This window comes from Duganella caerulea, from assembly GCF_040362985.1.
GTDB classification, from domain to species: Bacteria; Pseudomonadota; Gammaproteobacteria; order Burkholderiales; family Burkholderiaceae_D; genus Rugamonas; species Rugamonas vulcania.
In genome coordinates this window covers 239,735-257,382 of sequence record NZ_BPWJ01000007.1, presented here as the reverse complement: position 1 = coordinate 257,382, position 17,648 = coordinate 239,735, and the positions used below count along the sequence as shown (strand labels likewise).

Annotated in this window: 23 protein-coding genes; 3 read left to right on the top strand and 20 right to left on the bottom strand. The window is 63.1% G+C overall.

The features are described from left to right. The first annotated feature begins 37 nt into the window (after positions 1 to 37). From ACUJB0_RS21870 to ACUJB0_RS21860, 3 genes are all read left to right on the top strand, one after another. Entirely contained in the window at positions 38 to 472 is a 435-nt protein-coding gene (locus ACUJB0_RS21870) for a CBS domain-containing protein (RefSeq protein ID WP_444847051.1), read from the top strand. Between the two features lie 143 nt (positions 473 to 615). After that, on the top strand, positions 616 to 2,568 hold the full coding sequence (locus tag ACUJB0_RS21865) for a DUF885 domain-containing protein (protein ID WP_444847050.1): 1,953 nt from the start codon (positions 616 to 618) through the stop codon (positions 2,566 to 2,568). Positions 2,569 to 2,676: 108 nt separating this feature from the next. Then, positions 2,677 to 3,606, top strand: a complete 930-nt coding sequence (locus ACUJB0_RS21860; protein WP_444847049.1) for a hypothetical protein — start codon at positions 2,677 to 2,679, stop codon at positions 3,604 to 3,606. Between the two features lie 2 nt (positions 3,607 to 3,608). Here ACUJB0_RS21860 and tatC read toward each other — a convergent pair whose 3' ends face one another. The 20 genes from tatC to ACUJB0_RS21760 form a co-directional block, all read right to left on the bottom strand. Continuing rightward, positions 3,609 to 4,364 (bottom strand): twin-arginine translocase subunit TatC, encoded by a 756-nt coding sequence (gene tatC, locus ACUJB0_RS21855; protein WP_444847048.1) that lies wholly within the window; start codon positions 4,362 to 4,364, stop codon positions 3,609 to 3,611. After that, complete coding sequence (gene tatB / locus ACUJB0_RS21850) at positions 4,365 to 4,859, bottom strand: Sec-independent protein translocase protein TatB (protein WP_444847047.1); 495 nt, start codon at positions 4,857 to 4,859, stop codon at positions 4,365 to 4,367. Between the two features lie 40 nt (positions 4,860 to 4,899). Continuing rightward, complete coding sequence (gene tatA, locus ACUJB0_RS21845) at positions 4,900 to 5,103, bottom strand: Sec-independent protein translocase subunit TatA (RefSeq protein ID WP_117012745.1); 204 nt, start codon at positions 5,101 to 5,103, stop codon at positions 4,900 to 4,902. Between the two features lie 102 nt (positions 5,104 to 5,205). Next, the gene (locus ACUJB0_RS21840; protein ID WP_444847046.1) at positions 5,206 to 5,577 is read right to left on the bottom strand and encodes a histidine triad nucleotide-binding protein; all 372 of its coding nucleotides are present in this window, start codon (positions 5,575 to 5,577) and stop codon (positions 5,206 to 5,208) included. A 21-nt stretch (positions 5,578 to 5,598) separates the two neighbouring features. Beyond that, positions 5,599 to 5,937: a phosphoribosyl-ATP diphosphatase gene (locus ACUJB0_RS21835; RefSeq protein ID WP_117012191.1), complete on the bottom strand. Its 339-nt coding sequence runs from the start codon at positions 5,935 to 5,937 to the stop codon at positions 5,599 to 5,601. Next, the gene (hisI, locus tag ACUJB0_RS21830; protein ID WP_161083057.1) at positions 5,934 to 6,395 is read right to left on the bottom strand and encodes a phosphoribosyl-AMP cyclohydrolase; all 462 of its coding nucleotides are present in this window, start codon (positions 6,393 to 6,395) and stop codon (positions 5,934 to 5,936) included. The genes ACUJB0_RS21835 and hisI overlap by 4 nt, the downstream gene beginning before the upstream one ends. 13 nt (positions 6,396 to 6,408) lie before the next feature. Next, positions 6,409 to 7,170, bottom strand: a complete 762-nt coding sequence (gene hisF, locus ACUJB0_RS21825) for an imidazole glycerol phosphate synthase subunit HisF (protein WP_444847045.1) — start codon at positions 7,168 to 7,170, stop codon at positions 6,409 to 6,411. Next, positions 7,170 to 7,964 carry a 1-(5-phosphoribosyl)-5-[(5-phosphoribosylamino)methylideneamino]imidazole-4-carboxamide isomerase gene (gene hisA, locus ACUJB0_RS21820; RefSeq protein ID WP_444847044.1) on the bottom strand — a complete coding sequence of 265 codons (795 nt, stop codon included), beginning with the start codon at positions 7,962 to 7,964 and terminating at the stop codon, positions 7,170 to 7,172. Before hisA ends, hisF begins: the two co-directional genes overlap by 1 nt. Before the next feature lie 32 nt (positions 7,965 to 7,996). Further along, complete coding sequence (hisH, locus tag ACUJB0_RS21815; RefSeq protein ID WP_444847043.1) at positions 7,997 to 8,635, bottom strand: imidazole glycerol phosphate synthase subunit HisH; 639 nt, start codon at positions 8,633 to 8,635, stop codon at positions 7,997 to 7,999. A gap of 24 nt (positions 8,636 to 8,659) precedes the next feature. Then, complete coding sequence (gene hisB, locus ACUJB0_RS21810; protein WP_117012196.1) at positions 8,660 to 9,250, bottom strand: imidazoleglycerol-phosphate dehydratase HisB; 591 nt, start codon at positions 9,248 to 9,250, stop codon at positions 8,660 to 8,662. Between the two features lie 30 nt (positions 9,251 to 9,280). Beyond that, positions 9,281 to 10,375 (bottom strand): histidinol-phosphate transaminase, encoded by a 1,095-nt coding sequence (hisC, locus tag ACUJB0_RS21805; RefSeq protein WP_444847042.1) that lies wholly within the window; start codon positions 10,373 to 10,375, stop codon positions 9,281 to 9,283. A 13-nt stretch (positions 10,376 to 10,388) separates the two neighbouring features. Continuing rightward, positions 10,389 to 11,207 (bottom strand): DNA-methyltransferase, encoded by an 819-nt coding sequence (locus ACUJB0_RS21800; RefSeq protein ID WP_161083052.1) that lies wholly within the window; start codon positions 11,205 to 11,207, stop codon positions 10,389 to 10,391. Beyond that, entirely contained in the window at positions 11,204 to 12,520 is a 1,317-nt protein-coding gene (gene hisD / locus ACUJB0_RS21795) for a histidinol dehydrogenase (protein ID WP_444847041.1), read from the bottom strand. Before hisD ends, ACUJB0_RS21800 begins: the two co-directional genes overlap by 4 nt. 6 nt (positions 12,521 to 12,526) lie before the next feature. Next, positions 12,527 to 13,189 carry an ATP phosphoribosyltransferase gene (gene hisG, locus ACUJB0_RS21790; protein WP_161089575.1) on the bottom strand — a complete coding sequence of 221 codons (663 nt, stop codon included), beginning with the start codon at positions 13,187 to 13,189 and terminating at the stop codon, positions 12,527 to 12,529. Between the two features lies 1 nt (position 13,190). After that, entirely contained in the window at positions 13,191 to 14,441 is a 1,251-nt protein-coding gene (murA, locus tag ACUJB0_RS21785) for a UDP-N-acetylglucosamine 1-carboxyvinyltransferase (RefSeq protein WP_444847040.1), read from the bottom strand. A 2-nt stretch (positions 14,442 to 14,443) separates the two neighbouring features. Continuing rightward, a complete protein-coding gene (locus ACUJB0_RS21780; protein ID WP_161083048.1) occupies positions 14,444 to 14,680 on the bottom strand; it encodes a BolA family protein in 237 nt (78 codons plus the stop codon). Between the two features lie 17 nt (positions 14,681 to 14,697). Next, on the bottom strand, positions 14,698 to 15,465 hold the full coding sequence (locus ACUJB0_RS21775; protein ID WP_117012203.1) for an ABC transporter permease: 768 nt from the start codon (positions 15,463 to 15,465) through the stop codon (positions 14,698 to 14,700). After that, positions 15,462 to 16,376 (bottom strand): ABC transporter ATP-binding protein, encoded by a 915-nt coding sequence (locus ACUJB0_RS21770; protein ID WP_444847039.1) that lies wholly within the window; start codon positions 16,374 to 16,376, stop codon positions 15,462 to 15,464. Before ACUJB0_RS21770 ends, ACUJB0_RS21775 begins: the two co-directional genes overlap by 4 nt. A gap of 184 nt (positions 16,377 to 16,560) precedes the next feature. Next, positions 16,561 to 16,986: an STAS domain-containing protein gene (locus tag ACUJB0_RS21765; RefSeq protein WP_444847038.1), complete on the bottom strand. Its 426-nt coding sequence runs from the start codon at positions 16,984 to 16,986 to the stop codon at positions 16,561 to 16,563. Between the two features lie 11 nt (positions 16,987 to 16,997). Next, complete coding sequence (locus tag ACUJB0_RS21760; RefSeq protein ID WP_161083044.1) at positions 16,998 to 17,642, bottom strand: MlaC/ttg2D family ABC transporter substrate-binding protein; 645 nt, start codon at positions 17,640 to 17,642, stop codon at positions 16,998 to 17,000. Positions 17,643 to 17,648: the final 6 nt, after the last annotated feature.

Sequence of the window (17,648 nt, the reverse complement as noted above, 5' to 3'; positions counted from 1 at the left end):
GCATCGCCCGCACAGGGTTTGTGAAGAGGAGAGCGCCATGAAAACCATAGCAGACATTATGAGCCGCGATGTGACCAGCGTGTCGCCGGAGGAAACCATACGCCGCGCGGCCGAGTTGATGGACGATCTCGATGTCGGCGCGCTGCCGGTCACCGAGGGCCACCGCCTGGTCGGCATGATCACCGACCGCGACATCACCATCCGCGCCACCGCCGCCGGCCTGGGGCCCGAGGAAACCCTGGTGACCGAGGTGATGACCGAGGATATCTGTTACTGCTACGAGGACCAGAGCATCGAGGAGGTGTTGGAGGACATGGGCGACATCCAGGTGCGCCGGGTGCCGGTGGTCAGCCGGGACGACCACAAGCTGGTCGGCATCGTCGCCATGGCGGACCTGGTGCAGGACGAGGCCATGGAAGGCCGCACGGTAGAGACCTTGCGCGATATCTCCTCCCCGGTGCCGCCGATGTAGCACGGCCGAATAATCGCGGTTTCCGGTTTTTGTCTTGTAACGGGCGCTCTCAAGCGGGTCGATTAGTGATAATCTCCCACGCTTCGACTGAGCCCGCCTCGTGCATGGGCGGGCCTGGTCAAAATAAACAGAGGCTACTTACGATGATCAAGACAAAAATCGCCCTGGCTGTATTGATGACGACGCTCGCCGTCGCACCAGCCGGCGCCAGCACGCACCACAAGGCCGCCCACGCCGCGGCCAAGAGCGGCAGCAAGTCCACACATTCGACCCACGGCGCGCACGCCAAGAGCGGCGGCAAGGCCGCCAAGGGCAGCAGCAAACACAGCACCAGCAAAGGCAAAGGCAAGACCAAGGCGGTCGCCGCCGCCGCCGTGGCCGCCGCAGCCGTGGCGCCGTCGCTGAAGCCGTCCGGCACGCCTGAACGCCGCCAGGACCGCTCCTTCGACGGCCAGAGCAGCCAGTTCCTGAACGCGCTGTGGCGCATCGATTCGGAAAGCGCGATCTACGCCGGCAAGTACGACACCGCCGCCACGCTGTCCATCCCCGACAAGGCCGGGCAGGCCAAGGAGCTGGCCTTCATCGACGAGTGGAAGCAGCGTTTCAGCGCCATCAACGCCAGCCAGCTCTCGGCCAGGCAGCGTACCGACCTGGCGCTGCTGATGAACAAGCTCGACAGCGACCGCTTCCGCCTGACCACGCTGAAAGAATATGAATGGAATCCGGCCAGTTACAACGTGGCCGGCCCGATCGACTTGATCTTGAACACGGAATACGCGGCCCAGCCGCAGCGCCTGCGCACGCTGCTCAAGCGCATCGCCGGCATCCCGGCCTACTACGAGGCGGCGCGCGCCAACATCGTCAACCCGACGCGCGAGCACACCCGCCTGGCGATCGCCCAGGCGCCCGGCGTGCAGACCTTGCTGACCGAGGTGGACAAGGCGGCGCAGGCGTCGATCCTGACGCCGGTGGAGAAGCAGCTGTTCACCCAGCGCGTGAACGCGGCGCTGACGGCGGTGGACGGCTACGTCGCCTTCCTGACCGAGATGGACAAGCAGATGGACACCGTGGGCCGCCGCAGCTTCCGCCTGGGCAAAGACTTGTATGAGCAGAAGTTCGCCTTCGACATCCAGTCCGGCAGCACGGCAGAGCAGACCTACCAGAAGGCGCTGGCCGCGCGCGAGGAGCTGCTGGCCAATATGGAGCGCATCTCCGACGAGCTGTGGGACAAGACCATGGGCGCCACCGCCAAGCCGGCCGACCGCTTCGCCAAGATCGGCATGGTGATCGACAAGCTATCCGAGCGCCATGTGAAGCGCGAGGATTTCTTCGCCGAGATCCGCCGGCAGGTGCCGGTGCTGCAGGACTGGGTGATCAGCCACAACCTGCTGACGCTGGATCCGAAGAAGCAGCTGGAAGTGCGCGCGACGCCCGCCTACCAGGCCGGCGTGGCGGGCGCCAGCATCGATGCGCCGGGGCCGTATCGCCCGCAGGACCGCACCTACTACAACGTGACCCCGCTTGACGGCGCGACGCCGGAGGCGGCCGAGAGCAGCCTGCGCGAGTACAACTACTGGATCCTGCAGATCCTCAATATCCACGAGGCGATACCGGGGCACTACGCGCAGCTGGTGTATGCGAACAAGTCGCCGTCGATCGTCAAATCCATCTTCGGCAATGGCGCGATGGTGGAGGGCTGGGCGGTGTATGGCGAGCGCATGATGCTGGAGTCCGGCTATGGCGACAACGCGCCGGAGATGTGGCTGATGTATTCGAAATGGAACCTGCGCAGCGTGACCAATACCATCCTCGATTACAGCGTGCATGTGCTGGGCATGACCGAGGAGCAGGCCATCGACCTGCTGACGCGCCAGGCCTTCCAGACGCGCAGCGAGGCGGTGGAGAAGTGGCATCGGGTGCAGGTGTCGTCGGTGCAGCTGACCAGCTATTTCAGCGGCTACAGCGAGATCATGGAATTGCGCGAGCAGCGCAAGCAGCAGTTGGGCGCCAAGTTCAACCTGAAGGAATTCCACGAGCAATTCCTGAGCTACGGCAGCGCGCCGGTGCGCGTGATCAAGGGCTTGATGACGCAGTAGGATCACGGCCGTTTGCGTGCGCGCAAACGGCTCATCCATTGATTCGATAGGGTGGGAGCTGGCCTGCGTTTTGGCTGGCTTCTGCTACTATTTAATCGGGGAGTGATCATGACCATGCCCATCAAATTCGACACACTTGAGTACGTTCGAACACTCGTAGAGGCCGGGATACCCAAGCCTCAAGCCGAGGCCCAGGCTCAAGCGCTGATTGAAGCGTTTGCCGAGGCGACCGTCACGCCCAGCGAGCTTGTGCTGCTCAGAACGGATTTCGTCGCCCGCATAGAAATCGTTAAGCACGACATGGATACGCTGAGGCAGATCGTGGATTTGCTGAAGCAAGACATGGAAACGTTGAAGCAGGATCTGGCTATCCTGAAGCAGATCGTGGATTGGCTGCAGCAGGCCGTGGAAACGTTGAAGCAAGACGTCGCTATTCTGAAGCAGGACGTGGCGACCTTGAAGCAAGACTTGGTGGCCTTGAAGCAGGACGTGGTGGCCTTGAAGCAGGACGTGGCGACCTTGAAGCAAGACGTGGCGACCTTGAAGCAAGACGTGGCGACCTTGAAGCAAGACTTGGTGGCCTTGAAGCAGGACGTGGCGGCCTTGAAGCAGGACGTGGTGGCCTTGAAGCAGGACGTGGCGGCCTTGAAGCAGGACGTGGCGACCTTGAAGCAGGACGTGGCGGCCTTGAAGCAGGACGTGGCGGCCTTGAAGCAGGACGTGGCGGCCTTGAAGCAAGACGTGGCGGCTTTGGAGCAGGACGTGGCGGCCTTGAAGCAGGACGTGGCGACCTTGAAACAGGACGTGGCGGCCTTGAAGCAGGACGTGGCGACCTTGAAACAGGACGTGGCGGCCTTGAAGCAAGACGTGGCGACCTTGCAGCAGGACGTGGCGGCCTTGAGGCAGGACGTGGCGGTCTTGGGACGCGGCTTGGAAGCCCTGAAAGCCAGCGTCAAAGCGAAATTCACCACGCTATTCTGGATGATGGGAATTTCGCTGACATTGAATGTCGTGATACTGGTGAAACTGTTTTCCTGAGATCAGGCCTTCTCTTCAGGCGCCGTCGACATGCGCACGAACATCGGCGCCACCAGCAGGCCCAGTTCGAACAGCAGGCACATCGGAATCGCCAGCGAGAACATGCTGACCGCGTCAGGCGGCGTAACGATCGCGGCCACCACGAAGGCACCCACGATGGCGTAAGGCCGTATCTCCTTCAGCTTGGCCACGCTGACCAAACCCATACGCACCAAAATCACCACCACCACCGGCACCTCGAAGGTCGCGCCGAACGCCAGGCACATCGACATGACGAAATCCAGGTAGTTCTCGATATCCGGCGTCACCGCGATCGACTGCGGCGAGAACTCGGAGATGAACTGGAACACGCGCCCGAACACCAGGAAGTAGCAGAACGCCACGCCGGACATGAACAGCACCGACGAGGAAATCACCAGCGGCGCGATCAGCCGCTTCTCATGCGCGTACAGGCCGGGCGCCACGAAGGCCCACAGCTGGTACAGCACCCATGGCAGCGACAGGATGATGGAGATGACCAGCGTCACCTTCATCGGCACCAGGAACGGCGAGATCACACCGGTGGCGATCATCTTCGAGCCGACCGGCAGCGAGGCGATCATCGGCCGCGCGATGAAATCGTAGATATGCGACGGACCGGGCCAGATCATCAGCGCGACGCAGACGATGGCAATGCCGATCGATGCCTTGACCAGGCGGTCGCGCAATTCGATCAGGTGAGAGATAAAGGTCTCTTCGCCCTTTTCAGGAGTAGTCATTTAGTAGAACGAAGAAGAGGAGTTGCTGCCGGGGCGGAAGCGGGCCACGCGCGCGGCGCCGGAAGTCACGTGCATCTTGCCGCCGTTGCGCTGCTTGTACCAGCCTGGGATGGCCGAATTGCGCACCAGCTTCTTGCGGCGGAACTCGCGCGCCTTGCGCGACAGGTCGTCGGTGGTGACGTGGCTGATGGTCGGCGAGTGGATGGTCGGCGTATCGTGCCAGGCGTTCTCCACCTCGGCCACGTGCTGCGACATCGAATTCTCGACGTCCGCCTTCACGCTCTCGGCCGCCGCCTGCACTTCCTTCTGGAGGTTTTTCAACTCTTCCAGTTCGATCTCGCGCGAGACTTCGGATTTGACTTCGTTGAGGTAGCGCTGGGCGCGGCCGTACAGCGTCCCGGCCATGCGGGCCACCTTGGGCAGCTTTTCAGGACCGATGACGACCAGCGCAACCACGCCGATCACAGCAAGTTTGGTAAGACCGAGATCGATCATAAGGTGGTTTCAGCCTGGCAGGGAGCAGCGCTCCCCCAGCTTACTTCTTCTCTTTAGCGTCGACGTCGATGGTGCCAGGCGCGGCTGGCGTGGCCGGCTTGTCGTCCTCGCCCTTGACGCCATCCTTGAAGCCCTTGACGGCCTTGCCGATGTCCGAACCCATGTTGCCCAGTTTTTTGGTACCGAAAACCAGCATCACGATGACCAGCACGATCAACCAATGCCAAATACTAAATGAACCCATCATATTCCCCTTGCAAGGCGCATACGCCCGATTATCCATTGATACGTGAACTGCTGCGACAGTATAAGCGAAGCGCCGCCTGTCATGTAGATGTCATACGGCTTAGCGCTGGCCGCGCCACGGGTGTGGACCGCCGATCACGTGCAGGTGTAAATGGTACACCTCTTGGCCGCCATTCGGCCCACTGTTAATCAGCGTCTTGTAACCGCCGGTCGGCGAGCCGTCCGCATCATAGCTGACGCCGCAGCCGGCTTCCTCTGCCAGACGGGGGGCCAGCGCCAGCATTTTGCCCAGCAGCGGGGCTTCGTTGGCGCTGCAATCGGACAGCGTGGAGAAATGTTTCTTCGGAATCAGCAACAAATGCACCGGCGCGGCCGGGTTGATGTCCTTGAAGGCCAGCAGGTCTTCGTCTTCGTAAACGATGGCGGAAGGGATTTTCTTTTCAGCTATCTTGCAAAACAGGCAGTTTTCCACAACGACTCCGTGAGTGGGGGGTTATTCCTTGCGGGCGGCTTTTTCCTCGATGCCGGAGACGCCTTCGCGGCGCGCCAGCTCGTCGAGCACCTGCTGCGGCTTCAAATCGAACTGGGCCAGCAGCACCAGCGTATGGAACCACAAGTCAGCCACCTCGTACAGCACCTTGCCGCTGTCGCCGCCGGCGCGCGCATCCTTGGCGGCCATGACGGTCTCGGTGGCTTCCTCGCCGATTTTCTTCAGGATGGCGTCGTCGCCCTTGGAGAACAGCTTGGAAGTGTAGGACGTGGCGGGATCGCCCCCGTTGGCCAGTTTGCGCGACTCGATGATGTCGGCCAGGCGGTCCAGGATAGTGCTCATGTCGGTTTCTTTGCTTTGGTTTTCGCCACGGTGGCGGGGGTGTAGATTTCCGATGGATCCTTCAGCACCGGCTCGGTGTTCTGCCAGTCGCCTTCCAGTGCGTCGCCCTCGAATTTCTGGAAGAAGCAGGAATGGCGGCCGGTGTGGCAGGCGATGCCGCCGGCCTGCTCGATCTTCAGCAGCACCACGTCCTCGTCGCAGTCGAGGCGGATCTCCAGCACCTTCTGCACATGGCCGGACTCCTCGCCCTTGTGCCACAGCTTCTTGCGCGAGCGGCTCCAGTACACGGCCTCGCCCAGCTCGACCGTCTTGGCCAGCGCGTCGCGGTTCATCCAGGCGAACATCAACACATCGTTGCTGCCCGCTTCCTGGGCGATGACCGGCACCAGGCCGTGCTCGTCCCATTGGATCTTCTTCAGCCATTTAGCCTTGGCCAAGGCGCTTGGGGTAGTCGACATCGTCATTTTCCAATTAAACCAGGCGCATCGGAATGCCCTGCTGCGCCATGAACCGCTTGGCTTCCTGCACGGTGTGCTGGCCGTAGTGGAAGATGCTGGCCGCCAGCACCGCGTCGGCCTTGCCCAGCTTGATGCCGTCGGCCAGGTCCTGCAGGCCGCCCACACCGCCCGAGGCGATCACCGGGATGTTGATCGCGTCGGACACGCCGCGCGTCAGGCCCAGGTCGAAGCCGGACTTGGTGCCGTCGCGGTCCATGCTGGTCAGCAGGATCTCGCCGGCGCCCAGCTGTTCCATTTTCTTTGCCCACTCGATGGCGTCGATGCCGGTGGCCTTGCGGCCGCCGTGGGTGAACACTTCCCACTTGCCGGGCGACACCTGCTTGGCGTCGATCGCCACCACGATGCACTGCGAGCCGTGCTTTTGCGAGGCGTCGAACACCAGTTGCGGGTTGGTCACCGCCGACGAATTCATCGCGACCTTGTCCGCGCCGGCGTTGAGCAGGCGGCGCACATCGGCCACCTCGCGCACGCCGCCGCCCACGGTCAGCGGAATGAACACCTGCGAAGCCACGGCCTCGATGATGTCCAGGATCAGGCCGCGGTTGTCGCTGGTGGCGGTGATGTCGAGGAAGGTCAGTTCGTCGGCGCCCTGCTCGTCGTAGCGGCGGGCGATTTCCACCGGGTCGCCGGCGTCGCGCAGCTCGGTGAAATTGACGCCTTTGACGACGCGGCCATCGGTCACGTCCAGGCAGGGGATGATGCGTTTAGCGAGCATTATTCTTCCGTGTCTTCTTCTTCGACCAGGTCGCCGCTCAGTTCGTCCGCGCGCAACTGGGCCGAGGCCAGGTCGATGGTGCCTTCGTAAATCGAACGGCCGCAGATCACGCCTTCGATGCCTTCGTCCTGCACCGCGCACAGCGCTTCCACGTCGCCCAGGTTGTGCAGGCCGCCCGATGCGATGACCGGGATCTTCACAGCCTGCGCCAACTTGACGGTGGCTTCGATGTTCACGCCGCCCATCATGCCGTCGCGGCCGATGTCGGTGTAGATGATCGATTCCACGCCATACGCTTCGAACTTCTGCGCCAGGTCGATCACCTCGTGGCCGGACATCTTGCTCCAGCCGTCGGTGGCGACCTTGCCGTCCTTGGCATCCAGGCCGACGATGATGTGGCCGGGGAAGGCGCCGCAGGCGTCGTGCAGGAAGCCCGGTTCCTTGACCGCGGCGGTGCCGATGATGACGTAGCTGATGCCGGCGTCCAGGTAGCGCTCGATGGTGTCGAGGTCGCGGATGCCGCCGCCCAGCTGCACGGGGATCTCATCGAGGTCGTTTTCCTCGGCGTACTCCTGCACCACTTTCAGGATGGCCTTGACCGCGGCCTCGTTCTTCGGCTTGCCGGCGAAGGCGCCGTTCAGGTCGACCAGGTGCAGGCGGCGCGCGCCCTGTTTCAGCCAATGCAGAGCCATGTCGGCCGGATCTTCGGAAAATACGGTGGCGAGTTCCATATCGCCTTGTTTCAAGCGAACGCAGTGACCGTCTTTGAGGTCGATGGCAGGAATGAGCAGCATGATGGTTTAGGTAGATTTAGGGGTAAATGAAATCAAGGGTTCCAGTGAACGAAATTTTTGTACAACTGCAATCCGGCCGCGGCGCTTTTCTCCGGGTGGAACTGGGTCGCAAAAATATTATCACGGGCGACGGCGCAGCTGAACGGCGCACCGTAGACAGTTTGTCCGACGGTGTGTTCGCTCAGCGCTGGCTGGGCAAAATAGCTGTGCACGAAATAGAAGTAACTATCGTCCGCGATATCCTGCCACATCGGGTGAGACGCGGTTTGATGGACTTGGTTCCAACCCATCTGCGGCACCTTGAAGCGCGAACCGTCCTCCTGGACCTGGCCGTCCAGCTGGAAGCGCACCACCTTGCCCGGCAACAGGCCGAGGCCGGCGGCATTGCCTTCCTCGCTGACGTCGAACAGCATCTGCTCGCCGATGCACACGCCCATCAGCGGCTTGGTTTTGGCGGCCACCAGCAGCGCGTCCTGAACGCCGGATTCACGCAGGCTGCGCATGCAGTCCGGCATGGCGCCCTGGCCGGGCAGCACGATGCGGTCGGCGGATTCAATATCGGCCACTTCGCCGGAGATCAGCACGTTGGCCTCGGGCGCGACGGCGCGCAGGGCCTGCGCGACCGAGCGCAGATTGCCCATGCCGTAATCAACTACTACGATTTTTTTCATGACGTTTTTTTCGTAAGCCCGGTTTTACAGACTGCCCTTGGTCGACGGGATCGTGCCGGCGGCGCGCGGGTCCAGCTCGGACGCCATGCGCAGCGCGCGGCCGAAGGCCTTGAACACGGTTTCGCACTGGTGGTGGGCGTTGGTGCCGCGCAGGTTATCGATGTGCAGCGTGACCAGCGCATGGTTGACGAAGCCGCGGAAGAATTCCAGCGTCAGGTCGACGTCGAAGGTGCCGATCATCGCGCGCGTGAACGGGATGTGGTACTCGATGCCTGGCCGGCCGGAGAAATCCAGCACCACGCGCGACAGCGCCTCGTCCAGCGGCACATACGAATGGCCGTAGCGGACGATGCCCTTGCGGTCGCCGATGGCCTTGGCCACGGCCATGCCCAGCGTGATGCCGACGTCTTCCACCGTGTGGTGGTTGTCGATATGGATGTCGCCGGTCGCTTCCACTTCCAGGTCGAACAGGCCGTGACGGGCGATCTGGTCCAGCATGTGGTCCAGGAAGGGCACGCCGGTGTTCAGCTTTTGCTGGCCGGTGCCGTCAAGGTTGATGGAGACGCGGACTTGCGTCTCGTTGGTGTTGCGGGTGATTTCTGCGGTGCGGTTCATGAAAGGCTCGCGATGGCGATGGCGATAACGTTAGGATGCCAGCGATGCTGCGAAGGCATCGAGGAAGGCGGAATTCTCTTCCGGGGTGCTGACCGTGATACGCAAACAATTGGCCAGCACATCGTGCATTTTACCTACATTTTTGATTAATACCTTGCGGGACAGCAGTTTCGCATAGGCATCATCGGAATTCGGCACCCGTATCAAGATAAAATTCGCCGCCGACGGGAAGACCTGCACCCCGGGCATGGCGGCCAATGCAGCCATCAGATCGGCGCGTGCGGCGCGCAAATCGGTGGCCTGCTGGTTCAGCACCTCCACGTGGTCGAGCGCGAATTCGGCCGCTGCCTGCGTCAATACGTTGATGTTGTAAGGAGGCCGCACTTTGTCGAATTCGGCCAGCAATTCCGGCGCCGCCGACATGTAGCCGAGGCGGATGCCGGCCAGGCCGAGCTTCGACACGGTGCGCATCACCACCAGGTTGTCGAACTCCGGCAGGCGGTGCATGAAGGTCTGCTGCGCGAACGGCTCGTAGGCTTCGTCCACCACGGCCAGGCCGAAGCCGTCCAGCGCCTTGATGATGGCGACGATGTCGTCGGCCGCGAACAGGTTGCCGGTCGGGTTGTTTGGATAGGACAAAAACACCAGCGACGGCTTGTGCTGCGCGATCGCGGCCAGCATGGCCGGCAGGTCCAGCGTCAGGTCGGCCTTGAGCGGCACGCCGACGTAGTCCATGCCGGCGAATTGCGCCGAGCGCTGGTACATGACGAACGACGGCGTCGGCGCCAGCACCACGGCGCGGCGGTCCTGCAGCGCGCAGCCGGTGCAAAGGATGGAGATCAGTTCATCGGAGCCGTTGCCCAGCATGACGTCGTAGCCGGCCGGCACACCCAGCCTGGCGCGCACACGCTGTTTGATGGTCTCGTAGGAGGCGACCGGATAGCGGTTCAGCGTCACGTCCACCAGGCGGTTGGCCAGCTCCTCGCGCAGGTGATGCGGCAGGTGGTAAGGGTTCTCCATCGCATCCAGTTTAATATAGCCACTCGCGTCGGCGACGTGGTAGCCATGGATGGCGCGCACGTCGGAGCGGATGGTGGTGTTGACCAGGGTGTCGATGGAAGACATCTTACTAAGGCTCCTATGAGTTGATTAAACTTCGCTTGGGTGATGCTTTTTTCTTCTTTTCCGGCGGCGCCGGCACTTCCGGCATCGCCAGGCGTTCGGCGATGATGGCGCAGTAGTCGGGATTCAGTTCGAAGCCGACGAAATTGCGGCCGCAGCGCTTGGCGGCGATCGCCGTCGTGCCGCTGCCCATGAACAGGTCCAGCACCACGCCGTCCGGCGGGCACGAGGCCTTGACCATGCGCTCGATGATCTCCAGCGGCTTCTGCGTCGGATGGTCGGCGCGCTCGGGATGCTCCCGGTGCAGGCGCGACACGCTCCACAAATCCTTGGGGTTGTAGCCCACTTCCAGCCATTTCGCGCCGACGAAGATCGAGCGCGAACGGGCCTTCTTGGTTTCGGCGTCATACGGAATGCGCACCGAGTCCAGGTCGAAGTAGTAGTCCTTGCGGCGCACGAAGAAGCCGATGGTGTCGTGCACCGACGAGTAGCTGCGCACGCTGCCGCCCATCGACGGCACGCGGCGGTCCCAGATAATCTCGTTCATCATCGTCATGCGCTTTTTCAGCAGCACGAAGATCTCCGGCGAAAAGCGCCAGGTCAGGAAGATGTACAGGCTGCCGTTGGGCTTGAGCTTGGGCAGGGCAGCGTCGATCCATTGTTCGGTCCAGCGCAGGTACTCCTCCACCGTTTGCGAGTCGGAGTCGTTGCCGTAGTCCTTGCCCAGGTTGTACGGCGGGTCGGTCAGTATCAGGTCGATGGAACCGTCCGGGATGCGCGCCAGTCCGGCCAGCGCATCCTCACAGAAGACCTGATTGATCCACGCTTCGGTCATTTGAGGCGCAGCTCCGCGCTGCGGGCGTGCGCCTGCAGTCCTTCGCCGTAGGCCAGTTCCGCCGCGACCTTGCCCAGCGTTTGCGCGCCGGCTTCGCTGACGTGGATGATCGACGAGCGTTTCTGGAAATCGTACACGCCCAGCGGCGACGAGAAGCGCGCGGTGCGCGACGTCGGCAGCACGTGGTTCGGACCGCAGCAGTAGTCGCCCAGCGATTCGGACGAGAAGCGGCCGAGGAACATGGCGCCGGCGTGGCGGATCTGGTCGGCCCACTGCTGCGGGTTCTCGGCCGAGATTTCCAGGTGCTCGGCGGCGATGCTGTTGGCGATGGCGCAGGCTTCGGCCATATCGCGCACCTTCACCAGCGCGCCGCGGTCGGTCAGCGAGGTGCGGATGACTTCCGCGCGCGGCATCGCCGGCAGCAGCTTGTTGATGCTCGCTTCCACCTTGGCGATGTAATCGGCGTCGGGGCACAGCAGGATGGCTTGCGCCAGCTCGTCGTGCTCGGCCTGCGAGAACAGGTCCATCGCCACCCAGTCAGGGTCGGTGGTGCCGTCGCAGATGATCAGGATTTCGGAAGGGCCGGCGATCATGTCGATGCCGACGATGCCGAACACGCGGCGCTTGGCGGCGGCCACGTAGGCGTTGCCGGGGCCGACGATCTTGTCGACCGGCTGGATGGTCTCGGTGCCGTGCGCCAGCGCGGCGACAGCCTGCGCGCCGCCGATGGTGATGACGCGGGTGACGCCGGCAATCGCGGCGGCGGCCAGCACCATCTGGTTCTTCACGCCGTCCGGGGTCGGCACCACCATGGTGATTTCCTTGACGCCGGCGACGTGCGCGGGAATCGCGTTCATCAGCACCGACGATGGATAGGCCGCCTTGCCGCCGGGGACGTAGATGCCCACGCGGTCCAGCGGCGTCACCTTCTGGCCCAGCACCGTGCCATCGGCTTCGGTGTAGGTGAAGCCGTTCAGCTCCTGCTTCTGGCGCTCGTGGAACACGCGGATGCGCTGCGCGGCGATGTGCAGCGCGTTGCGTTGCGCTTCAGGGATGGCGGCCAGCGCGGCCTGCAGTTCGGCTTCGGGAATATCGAAGGCGGCCATGTTGGCGGCGCCGCCGTTCGGAATGCGGTCGAAGCGGTTGGTGTATTCCAGCACGGCGGCGTCGCCGCGCGTTTTCACGTCGGCCAGGATGCCGGCGACGGCGCGTTCGATCGCTTCATCGGTGCTTGCTTCAAATGCCAGCAGGGCGTCCAGTGACTTTTTGAAATCGGCTTGGGTGGAATCGAGCTTGGTGATTTGAATCGGCATGATGGTTTACTTTTTAGAGGCGCGTTCGAAGGCTTCGATGATCGGTTGCAGGCGGGCGCGCTTAATCTTCAGGGCGGCCTGGTTGACGATCAGGCGCGACGAGATGTCCATGATCGCTTCCACTTCTTTCAGGTCGTTGGCGCGCAGCGTGTTGCCGGTGCTGACCACGTCGACGATGGCGTCCGACAGGCCGACCAGCGGCGCCAGTTCCATCGAACCATACAGCTTGATCAGGTCGACGTGCACGCCCTTCTTGGCGAAGTGCTCGCGCGCCGTCTCGACAAACTTGGTGGCCACGCGCAGGCGCGCGCCCTGGCGCACGGCGGTCTCGTAATCGAAGCCGTTGCGCACCGCGACCGACATGCGGCAAGCCGCGATGTGCAGGTCGATGGGCTGGTACAGGCCTTCGCCGCCATGCTCCAGCAGCACGTCCTTGCCGGCCACGCCGAAGTCCGCCGCGCCATGCTGCACATAGGTCGGCACGTCGGTGGCGCGCACGATGATCACGCGCACGTCGGGATCGTTGGTCGACAGGATCAGCTTGCGCGAAGTCTCCGGGTTTTCGGTGACGGTGATGCCGGCCGCTTCCAGCAGCGGCAGGGTGTCCTCGAAAATACGTCCCTTCGACAGCGCGAGGATCAGCTGCGAATTGGCCTGGAATGCGCTCATGTTATTTAATCCGTTTGATGTTGGCGCCGACCGCGGACAGTTTCACTTCCATCTGGTCGTAACCGCGGTCGAGGTGGTAGATGCGGTCGATCAGCGTTTCGCCGCGCGCGGCCAGCGCCGCGATCACCAGCGATGCCGAGGCGCGCAGGTCGGTCGCCATCACGGGCGCGCCCACCAGCTGCTCGACGCCTTTGATGAAGGCCGTGTTGCCGTCGGTTTCAATCGACGCGCCCAGGCGGTTCATCTCCTGCACGTGCATGAAGCGGTTTTCGAAAATCGTTTCGGTCACGCGGCTGGCGCCGTCGGCGATGGTGTTCACCGCCATGAACTGCGCCTGCATGTCGGTCGGGAAGCCCGGATATTCAGTGGTGCGGAAGGTCACGGGCGCGGGGCGCTTGTCCATCTGCGCGCGGATCCAGTTGTCGCCGATGGTCATTTGCAGGCCGATCTCGCGCAGCTTGTCCAGCGCGGCGTCCATGATGTCGACGCGGGTGTTGCGGATCGTGATGTCGCCGCCGGTGGCAGCCACCGCGCACAGGAAGGTCGCCGCTTCGATGCGGTCGGAGATCACGGCGTGCCTGGCGCCGTGCAAAGCCTCGACGCCCTGGATCGTCAGGCGGTTGGTGCCGATGCCTTCGATCTTCGCGCCCATCGCCACCAGCAGGTTGGCCAGGTCGGTCACTTCAGGTTCGCAGGCGGCGTTTTCCAGCACGGTCTCGCCTTCGGCCAGCGTCGCGGCCATCAGCAGGTTCTCGGTGCCGGTGACGGTGATCATGTCGGTGACGATGCGCGCGCCCTTGAGCTTTTTGCACTTGGCGTAGATGTAGCCGCCTTCGACGGTGATGTCCGCGCCCAGCGCCTGCAGGCCCTTGATGTGCTGGTCCACCGGACGCGAGCCGATGGCGCAGCCGCCCGGCAGCGAGACCTTGGCTTCGCCGAAGCGCGCCAGCAATGGGCCCAGCACCAGGATCGAGGCGCGCATGGTTTTCACCAGCTCATACGGGGCTTCCAGCTTGTCGATGGCGCTGCCGTTGAGCGTGACCTTGTCGCCGTCCTGCGTCACTTTCAGGCCGGTCTGGCCCAGGAGCTTGAGGATGGTCGCCACGTCGTGCAGGTGCGGCACGTTGGACAGTTCGACATCGCCCGACGTCAGCAGGCCGGCGCACAGGATGGGCAGGGCCGCGTTCTTCGCGCCGGAGATGTTGATGTCGCCGTTCAGGCGGTTGCCGCCTTGTATGAGGAGCTTGTCCATGCTTATCCTTGGTATTCTTCTGGGGTGAGGGTTTTCATCGACAGCGCGTGGATTTCCTCGCGCATGCGGTCGCCCAGCGCGGCGTACACGATCTGGTGGCGCTGGATCGGACGCTTGCCGGCAAACGCGGGCGAGACGATCAGGGCCTGGAAGTGCTGGCCGTCGCCCTCCACTTCGAGGTGGGTGCATTCGAGGCCGGCCGAGATGTAGCCGTGGATGAGTTCTGGAGTAGTAGGCATGATGGGTCCTTAAATTATTAGTGGCGCAACCGGTAACCGCTGCGCAGCAAGCGTATCGCCAGCAGCGCCAACGCGACCAGGAAGGCGGAGACGATGCTCACACTGACCAGCGGGTTGACGTCCGACTGGCCGAAGAATCCGTAGCGGAAGCCGTCGATCATGTAGAAGAACGGGTTCAGGTGCGAGACCGTCAGCCAGAACGGCGGCAGCGAATGGATGGAGTAGAACACGCCGGACAAGAAGGTCAGCGGCATGATCAGGAAGTTCTGGAACGCGGCCAGCTGGTCGAATTTCTCGGCCCAGATGCCGGCGATCAGGCCCATGGTGCCGAGGATGGCGGCGCCCAGCAGCGCGAACACCACGATCCAGAACGGCGCCGTGAACGACAGGTGGGCGAACCACGCCGTCACCACGAACACGCCGAAACCGACCACGATGCCGCGCACCATGGCGGCGATCACGTAGGCCGAGAAGATCTCCCAGTGCGACAAGGGCGTGAGCAGCACGAACACCAGGTTGCCGGTGATCTTGGACTGGATCAGCGACGACGACGAGTTGGCGAAGGCGTTCTGCAGGACGCTCATCATCACCAGGCCGGGGATCAGGAAGGCGGTGTAGCTGACGTCCGAGTACACGGTGACGCGGCCTTCGAGCACGTGGCCGAAGATCAGCAGGTACAGCATCGCCGTCAGGATCGGCGCGGCGACGGTCTGCGTGGCCACTTTCCAGAAGCGCAGCGTCTCCTTGTAGACCAGGGTGCGGAAGCCGGTGGAGATGAAGTTCATACAGTCCCCTTGTCCATGATCTGCAAGAAGATGTCTTCCAAATCAGCTTGTTGCAATTGCATTTCGTCGATCACGGCGCCGGATTCGCGCAGGCGCGCCAGCAGGGTTTCGACTTCGGCGTATTCGTTGACGCGCAGGCTGTACTTCTTGCCGTGCTCCGACTCTTCCGGGTGCGTGACCAGGTGGCGCATGTCCGCAGGCAGGTCACCGGCGGCCAGGTTGACCGTCAGCTGCGAGCCGGAGATGCGGCGGATCAGCGACGCCATCGTGTCCAGCGCGACGACCTTGCCGCTCTTGAGCATGGCCACGCGCTTGCACATGGCTTGCGCTTCCTCCAGGTAGTGGGTGGTCAGCACCACGGTGTGGCCTTCGCGGTTCAGGCGCGAGATGAACTTCCACAGCGTCTGGCGCAGTTCAACGTCGACGCCGGCGGTCGGCTCGTCCAGCACGATGACGGGCGGCTTGTGCACCAGCGCCTGCGCCACCAGCACGCGACGCTTCATGCCGCCGGACAGGGCGCGCATGTTGACGTCGGCCTTGTTGGTCAGGTCGAGGTTGTGCATCACTTCATCGATCCAGGCGTCGTTGTTGGGCAGGCCGAAGTAGCCGGACTGCAGGCGCAGCGTCTCGCGCACCGTGAAGAAGGGATCGAACACCAGCTCCTGCGGCACCACGCCCAGCTTCTTGCGGGCGGCGCGGAAATCGCCGGTGACGTCATGGCCGTGGATGGTGACCTTGCCCGCGTCGGGCCGGATCAGGCCGGCGATGATGGAAATCAGGGTGGTCTTGCCGGCGCCGTTGGGGCCCAGCAGGCCGAAAAATTCCCCCTCCTCGATGGAGAGGGACACGCCGCCCAGTGCCTGGAGCGACTTGTAGCGCTTCTCGACATTACTTATTTGGATCGCTGTCATGCTTGACTTATCTGTAAGGTGCGGCGGCGCGAACCGGCGCGGTGTGGCCTAAACTTGGCGGAAGGTGCTGCGGGCGCCGCGGCTCTCGGGCAGCGGCAACGTTCAATTATATTGGAAATTCGGATCGGCAGAGCCGGACTGGCTTTTTACCAGGAGTACAGCGGGCGGCGGGGTGGGGCGGGGGTCAATGATGGTGATGCGAAGACGAGTCGTCGGCGAGACCGGTCTTTTTGGTGAAGAAGGATTCCGGCGCGTCGACCGGGGCAAACTCTTCGTGGGCGGGATTGGCGGGTGCGCCGCAGCCCTGGTCCAGCTTGACGTCGGCCGGGAACAGCAGCGAGCACACGCCGTACAGCTTGGTCAGGCTTTGCAGCGCCGGCGGCAGGTTTTTCAGTTCCAGCTTGACGCCGGCGTCCTGGGCGGCGCGCTGCCACGCCAGCATGACCGACACCGCCACCGAATCCACCGTCAACACATGGCGCAGGTCGAACACGGTCTGGCCGGCCTTGAGGGCCGCCAGGCCGCGCTCCAGCGCCGCAGAGGCGTTGAGCACGGTCAGGGTCGTGAGCGACTGCAGGTTGTCGGTGGCTTCGGAAACGGCGGTGGACATGGCGTTATGGCTTACTTGGCAACGGTTTTCAGGGGCTTGTTGGCCAGCGACTTGTTCTTTTCCGTCAGCGTCTTGATCAGGCCGTCGATGCCGCCCTTGCTGATTTCGGAGGCGAACGTGCCTTTGTAGGTCTCGACCAGCCACGCGCCCAGCACGTTGATGTCGTAGATCTTCCAGCCGGCCGGGGTCTTGGCGACGCGGTAGTTCAGCGGGATCGGTTCGCCGCGGGTCACGTTGACCTGCGAACGGACTTCCACTTCGTTGTCGGACGGGTCGGAGCGCATCGGCTTGAACTCGACGGTTTCGTTTTTAATCTGCGACAGCGCGCCCGAGTAGGTGAAGATCAGCAGCGTGCGGAACTGGTCCGACAGCGCTTTTTGCTGCTCGGGGGTGGCGTCGCGCCAGAAGCGGCCGGCCGCCAGCGCGGTCATGCGCTGCGAGTCGACGTAGGGCAGGATCTTGCTTTCGACCAGGTCCAGCACTTTCTTCTGGTCGCCGGCCTGGATGGCTTTGTCCGCCTTGGCGGTCTCGATCACTTCCTGGCTGATGCGCTTGACCAGCACGTCCGGCGCTTCGTTGGACGGCGCGGCGGCCGCGTGGGCGTTCACGGCCAGCGCGACAGTTGCCAGGGCGATAAGTTGTTTAATCAATTTCATGTTGTC

Bases quoted from the DNA above. Each gene is read 5' to 3' on its own strand.
- hisB (WP_117012196.1), bottom strand. From the start codon at position 9,250: ATGAACCGCACCGCAGAAATCACCCGCAACACCAACGAGACGCAAGTC.
- ACUJB0_RS21760 (WP_161083044.1), bottom strand. From the start codon at position 17,642: ATGAAATTGATTAAACAACTTATCGCCCTGGCAACTGTCGCGCTGGCC.
- ACUJB0_RS21775 (WP_117012203.1), bottom strand. From the start codon at position 15,465: ATGAACTTCATCTCCACCGGCTTCCGCACCCTGGTCTACAAGGAGACG.
- hisD (WP_444847041.1), bottom strand. From the start codon at position 12,520: ATGCCGATTCAAATCACCAAGCTCGATTCCACCCAAGCCGATTTCAAA.
- ACUJB0_RS21770 (WP_444847039.1), bottom strand. From the start codon at position 16,376: ATGACAGCGATCCAAATAAGTAATGTCGAGAAGCGCTACAAGTCGCTC.
- ACUJB0_RS21780 (WP_161083048.1), bottom strand. From the start codon at position 14,680: ATGCCTACTACTCCAGAACTCATCCACGGCTACATCTCGGCCGGCCTC.
- ACUJB0_RS21870 (WP_444847051.1), top strand. From the start codon at position 38: ATGAAAACCATAGCAGACATTATGAGCCGCGATGTGACCAGCGTGTCG.
- murA (WP_444847040.1), bottom strand. From the start codon at position 14,441: ATGGACAAGCTCCTCATACAAGGCGGCAACCGCCTGAACGGCGACATC.
- hisI (WP_161083057.1), bottom strand. From the start codon at position 6,395: ATGTCGACTACCCCAAGCGCCTTGGCCAAGGCTAAATGGCTGAAGAAG.
- tatB (WP_444847047.1), bottom strand. From the start codon at position 4,859: ATGATCGATCTCGGTCTTACCAAACTTGCTGTGATCGGCGTGGTTGCG.
- tatA (WP_117012745.1), bottom strand. From the start codon at position 5,103: ATGGGTTCATTTAGTATTTGGCATTGGTTGATCGTGCTGGTCATCGTG.
- hisC (WP_444847042.1), bottom strand. From the start codon at position 10,375: ATGTCTTCCATCGACACCCTGGTCAACACCACCATCCGCTCCGACGTG.
- ACUJB0_RS21860 (WP_444847049.1), top strand. From the start codon at position 2,677: ATGACCATGCCCATCAAATTCGACACACTTGAGTACGTTCGAACACTC.
- ACUJB0_RS21835 (WP_117012191.1), bottom strand. From the start codon at position 5,937: ATGAGCACTATCCTGGACCGCCTGGCCGACATCATCGAGTCGCGCAAA.
- ACUJB0_RS21765 (WP_444847038.1), bottom strand. From the start codon at position 16,986: ATGTCCACCGCCGTTTCCGAAGCCACCGACAACCTGCAGTCGCTCACG.
- tatC (WP_444847048.1), bottom strand. From the start codon at position 4,364: ATGACTACTCCTGAAAAGGGCGAAGAGACCTTTATCTCTCACCTGATC.
- hisF (WP_444847045.1), bottom strand. From the start codon at position 7,170: ATGCTCGCTAAACGCATCATCCCCTGCCTGGACGTGACCGATGGCCGC.
- hisG (WP_161089575.1), bottom strand. From the start codon at position 13,189: ATGAGCGCATTCCAGGCCAATTCGCAGCTGATCCTCGCGCTGTCGAAG.
- ACUJB0_RS21800 (WP_161083052.1), bottom strand. From the start codon at position 11,207: ATGACCGAAGCGTGGATCAATCAGGTCTTCTGTGAGGATGCGCTGGCC.
- hisH (WP_444847043.1), bottom strand. From the start codon at position 8,635: ATGAAAAAAATCGTAGTAGTTGATTACGGCATGGGCAATCTGCGCTCG.
- ACUJB0_RS21865 (WP_444847050.1), top strand. From the start codon at position 616: ATGATCAAGACAAAAATCGCCCTGGCTGTATTGATGACGACGCTCGCC.
- hisA (WP_444847044.1), bottom strand. From the start codon at position 7,964: ATGCTGCTCATTCCTGCCATCGACCTCAAAGACGGTCACTGCGTTCGC.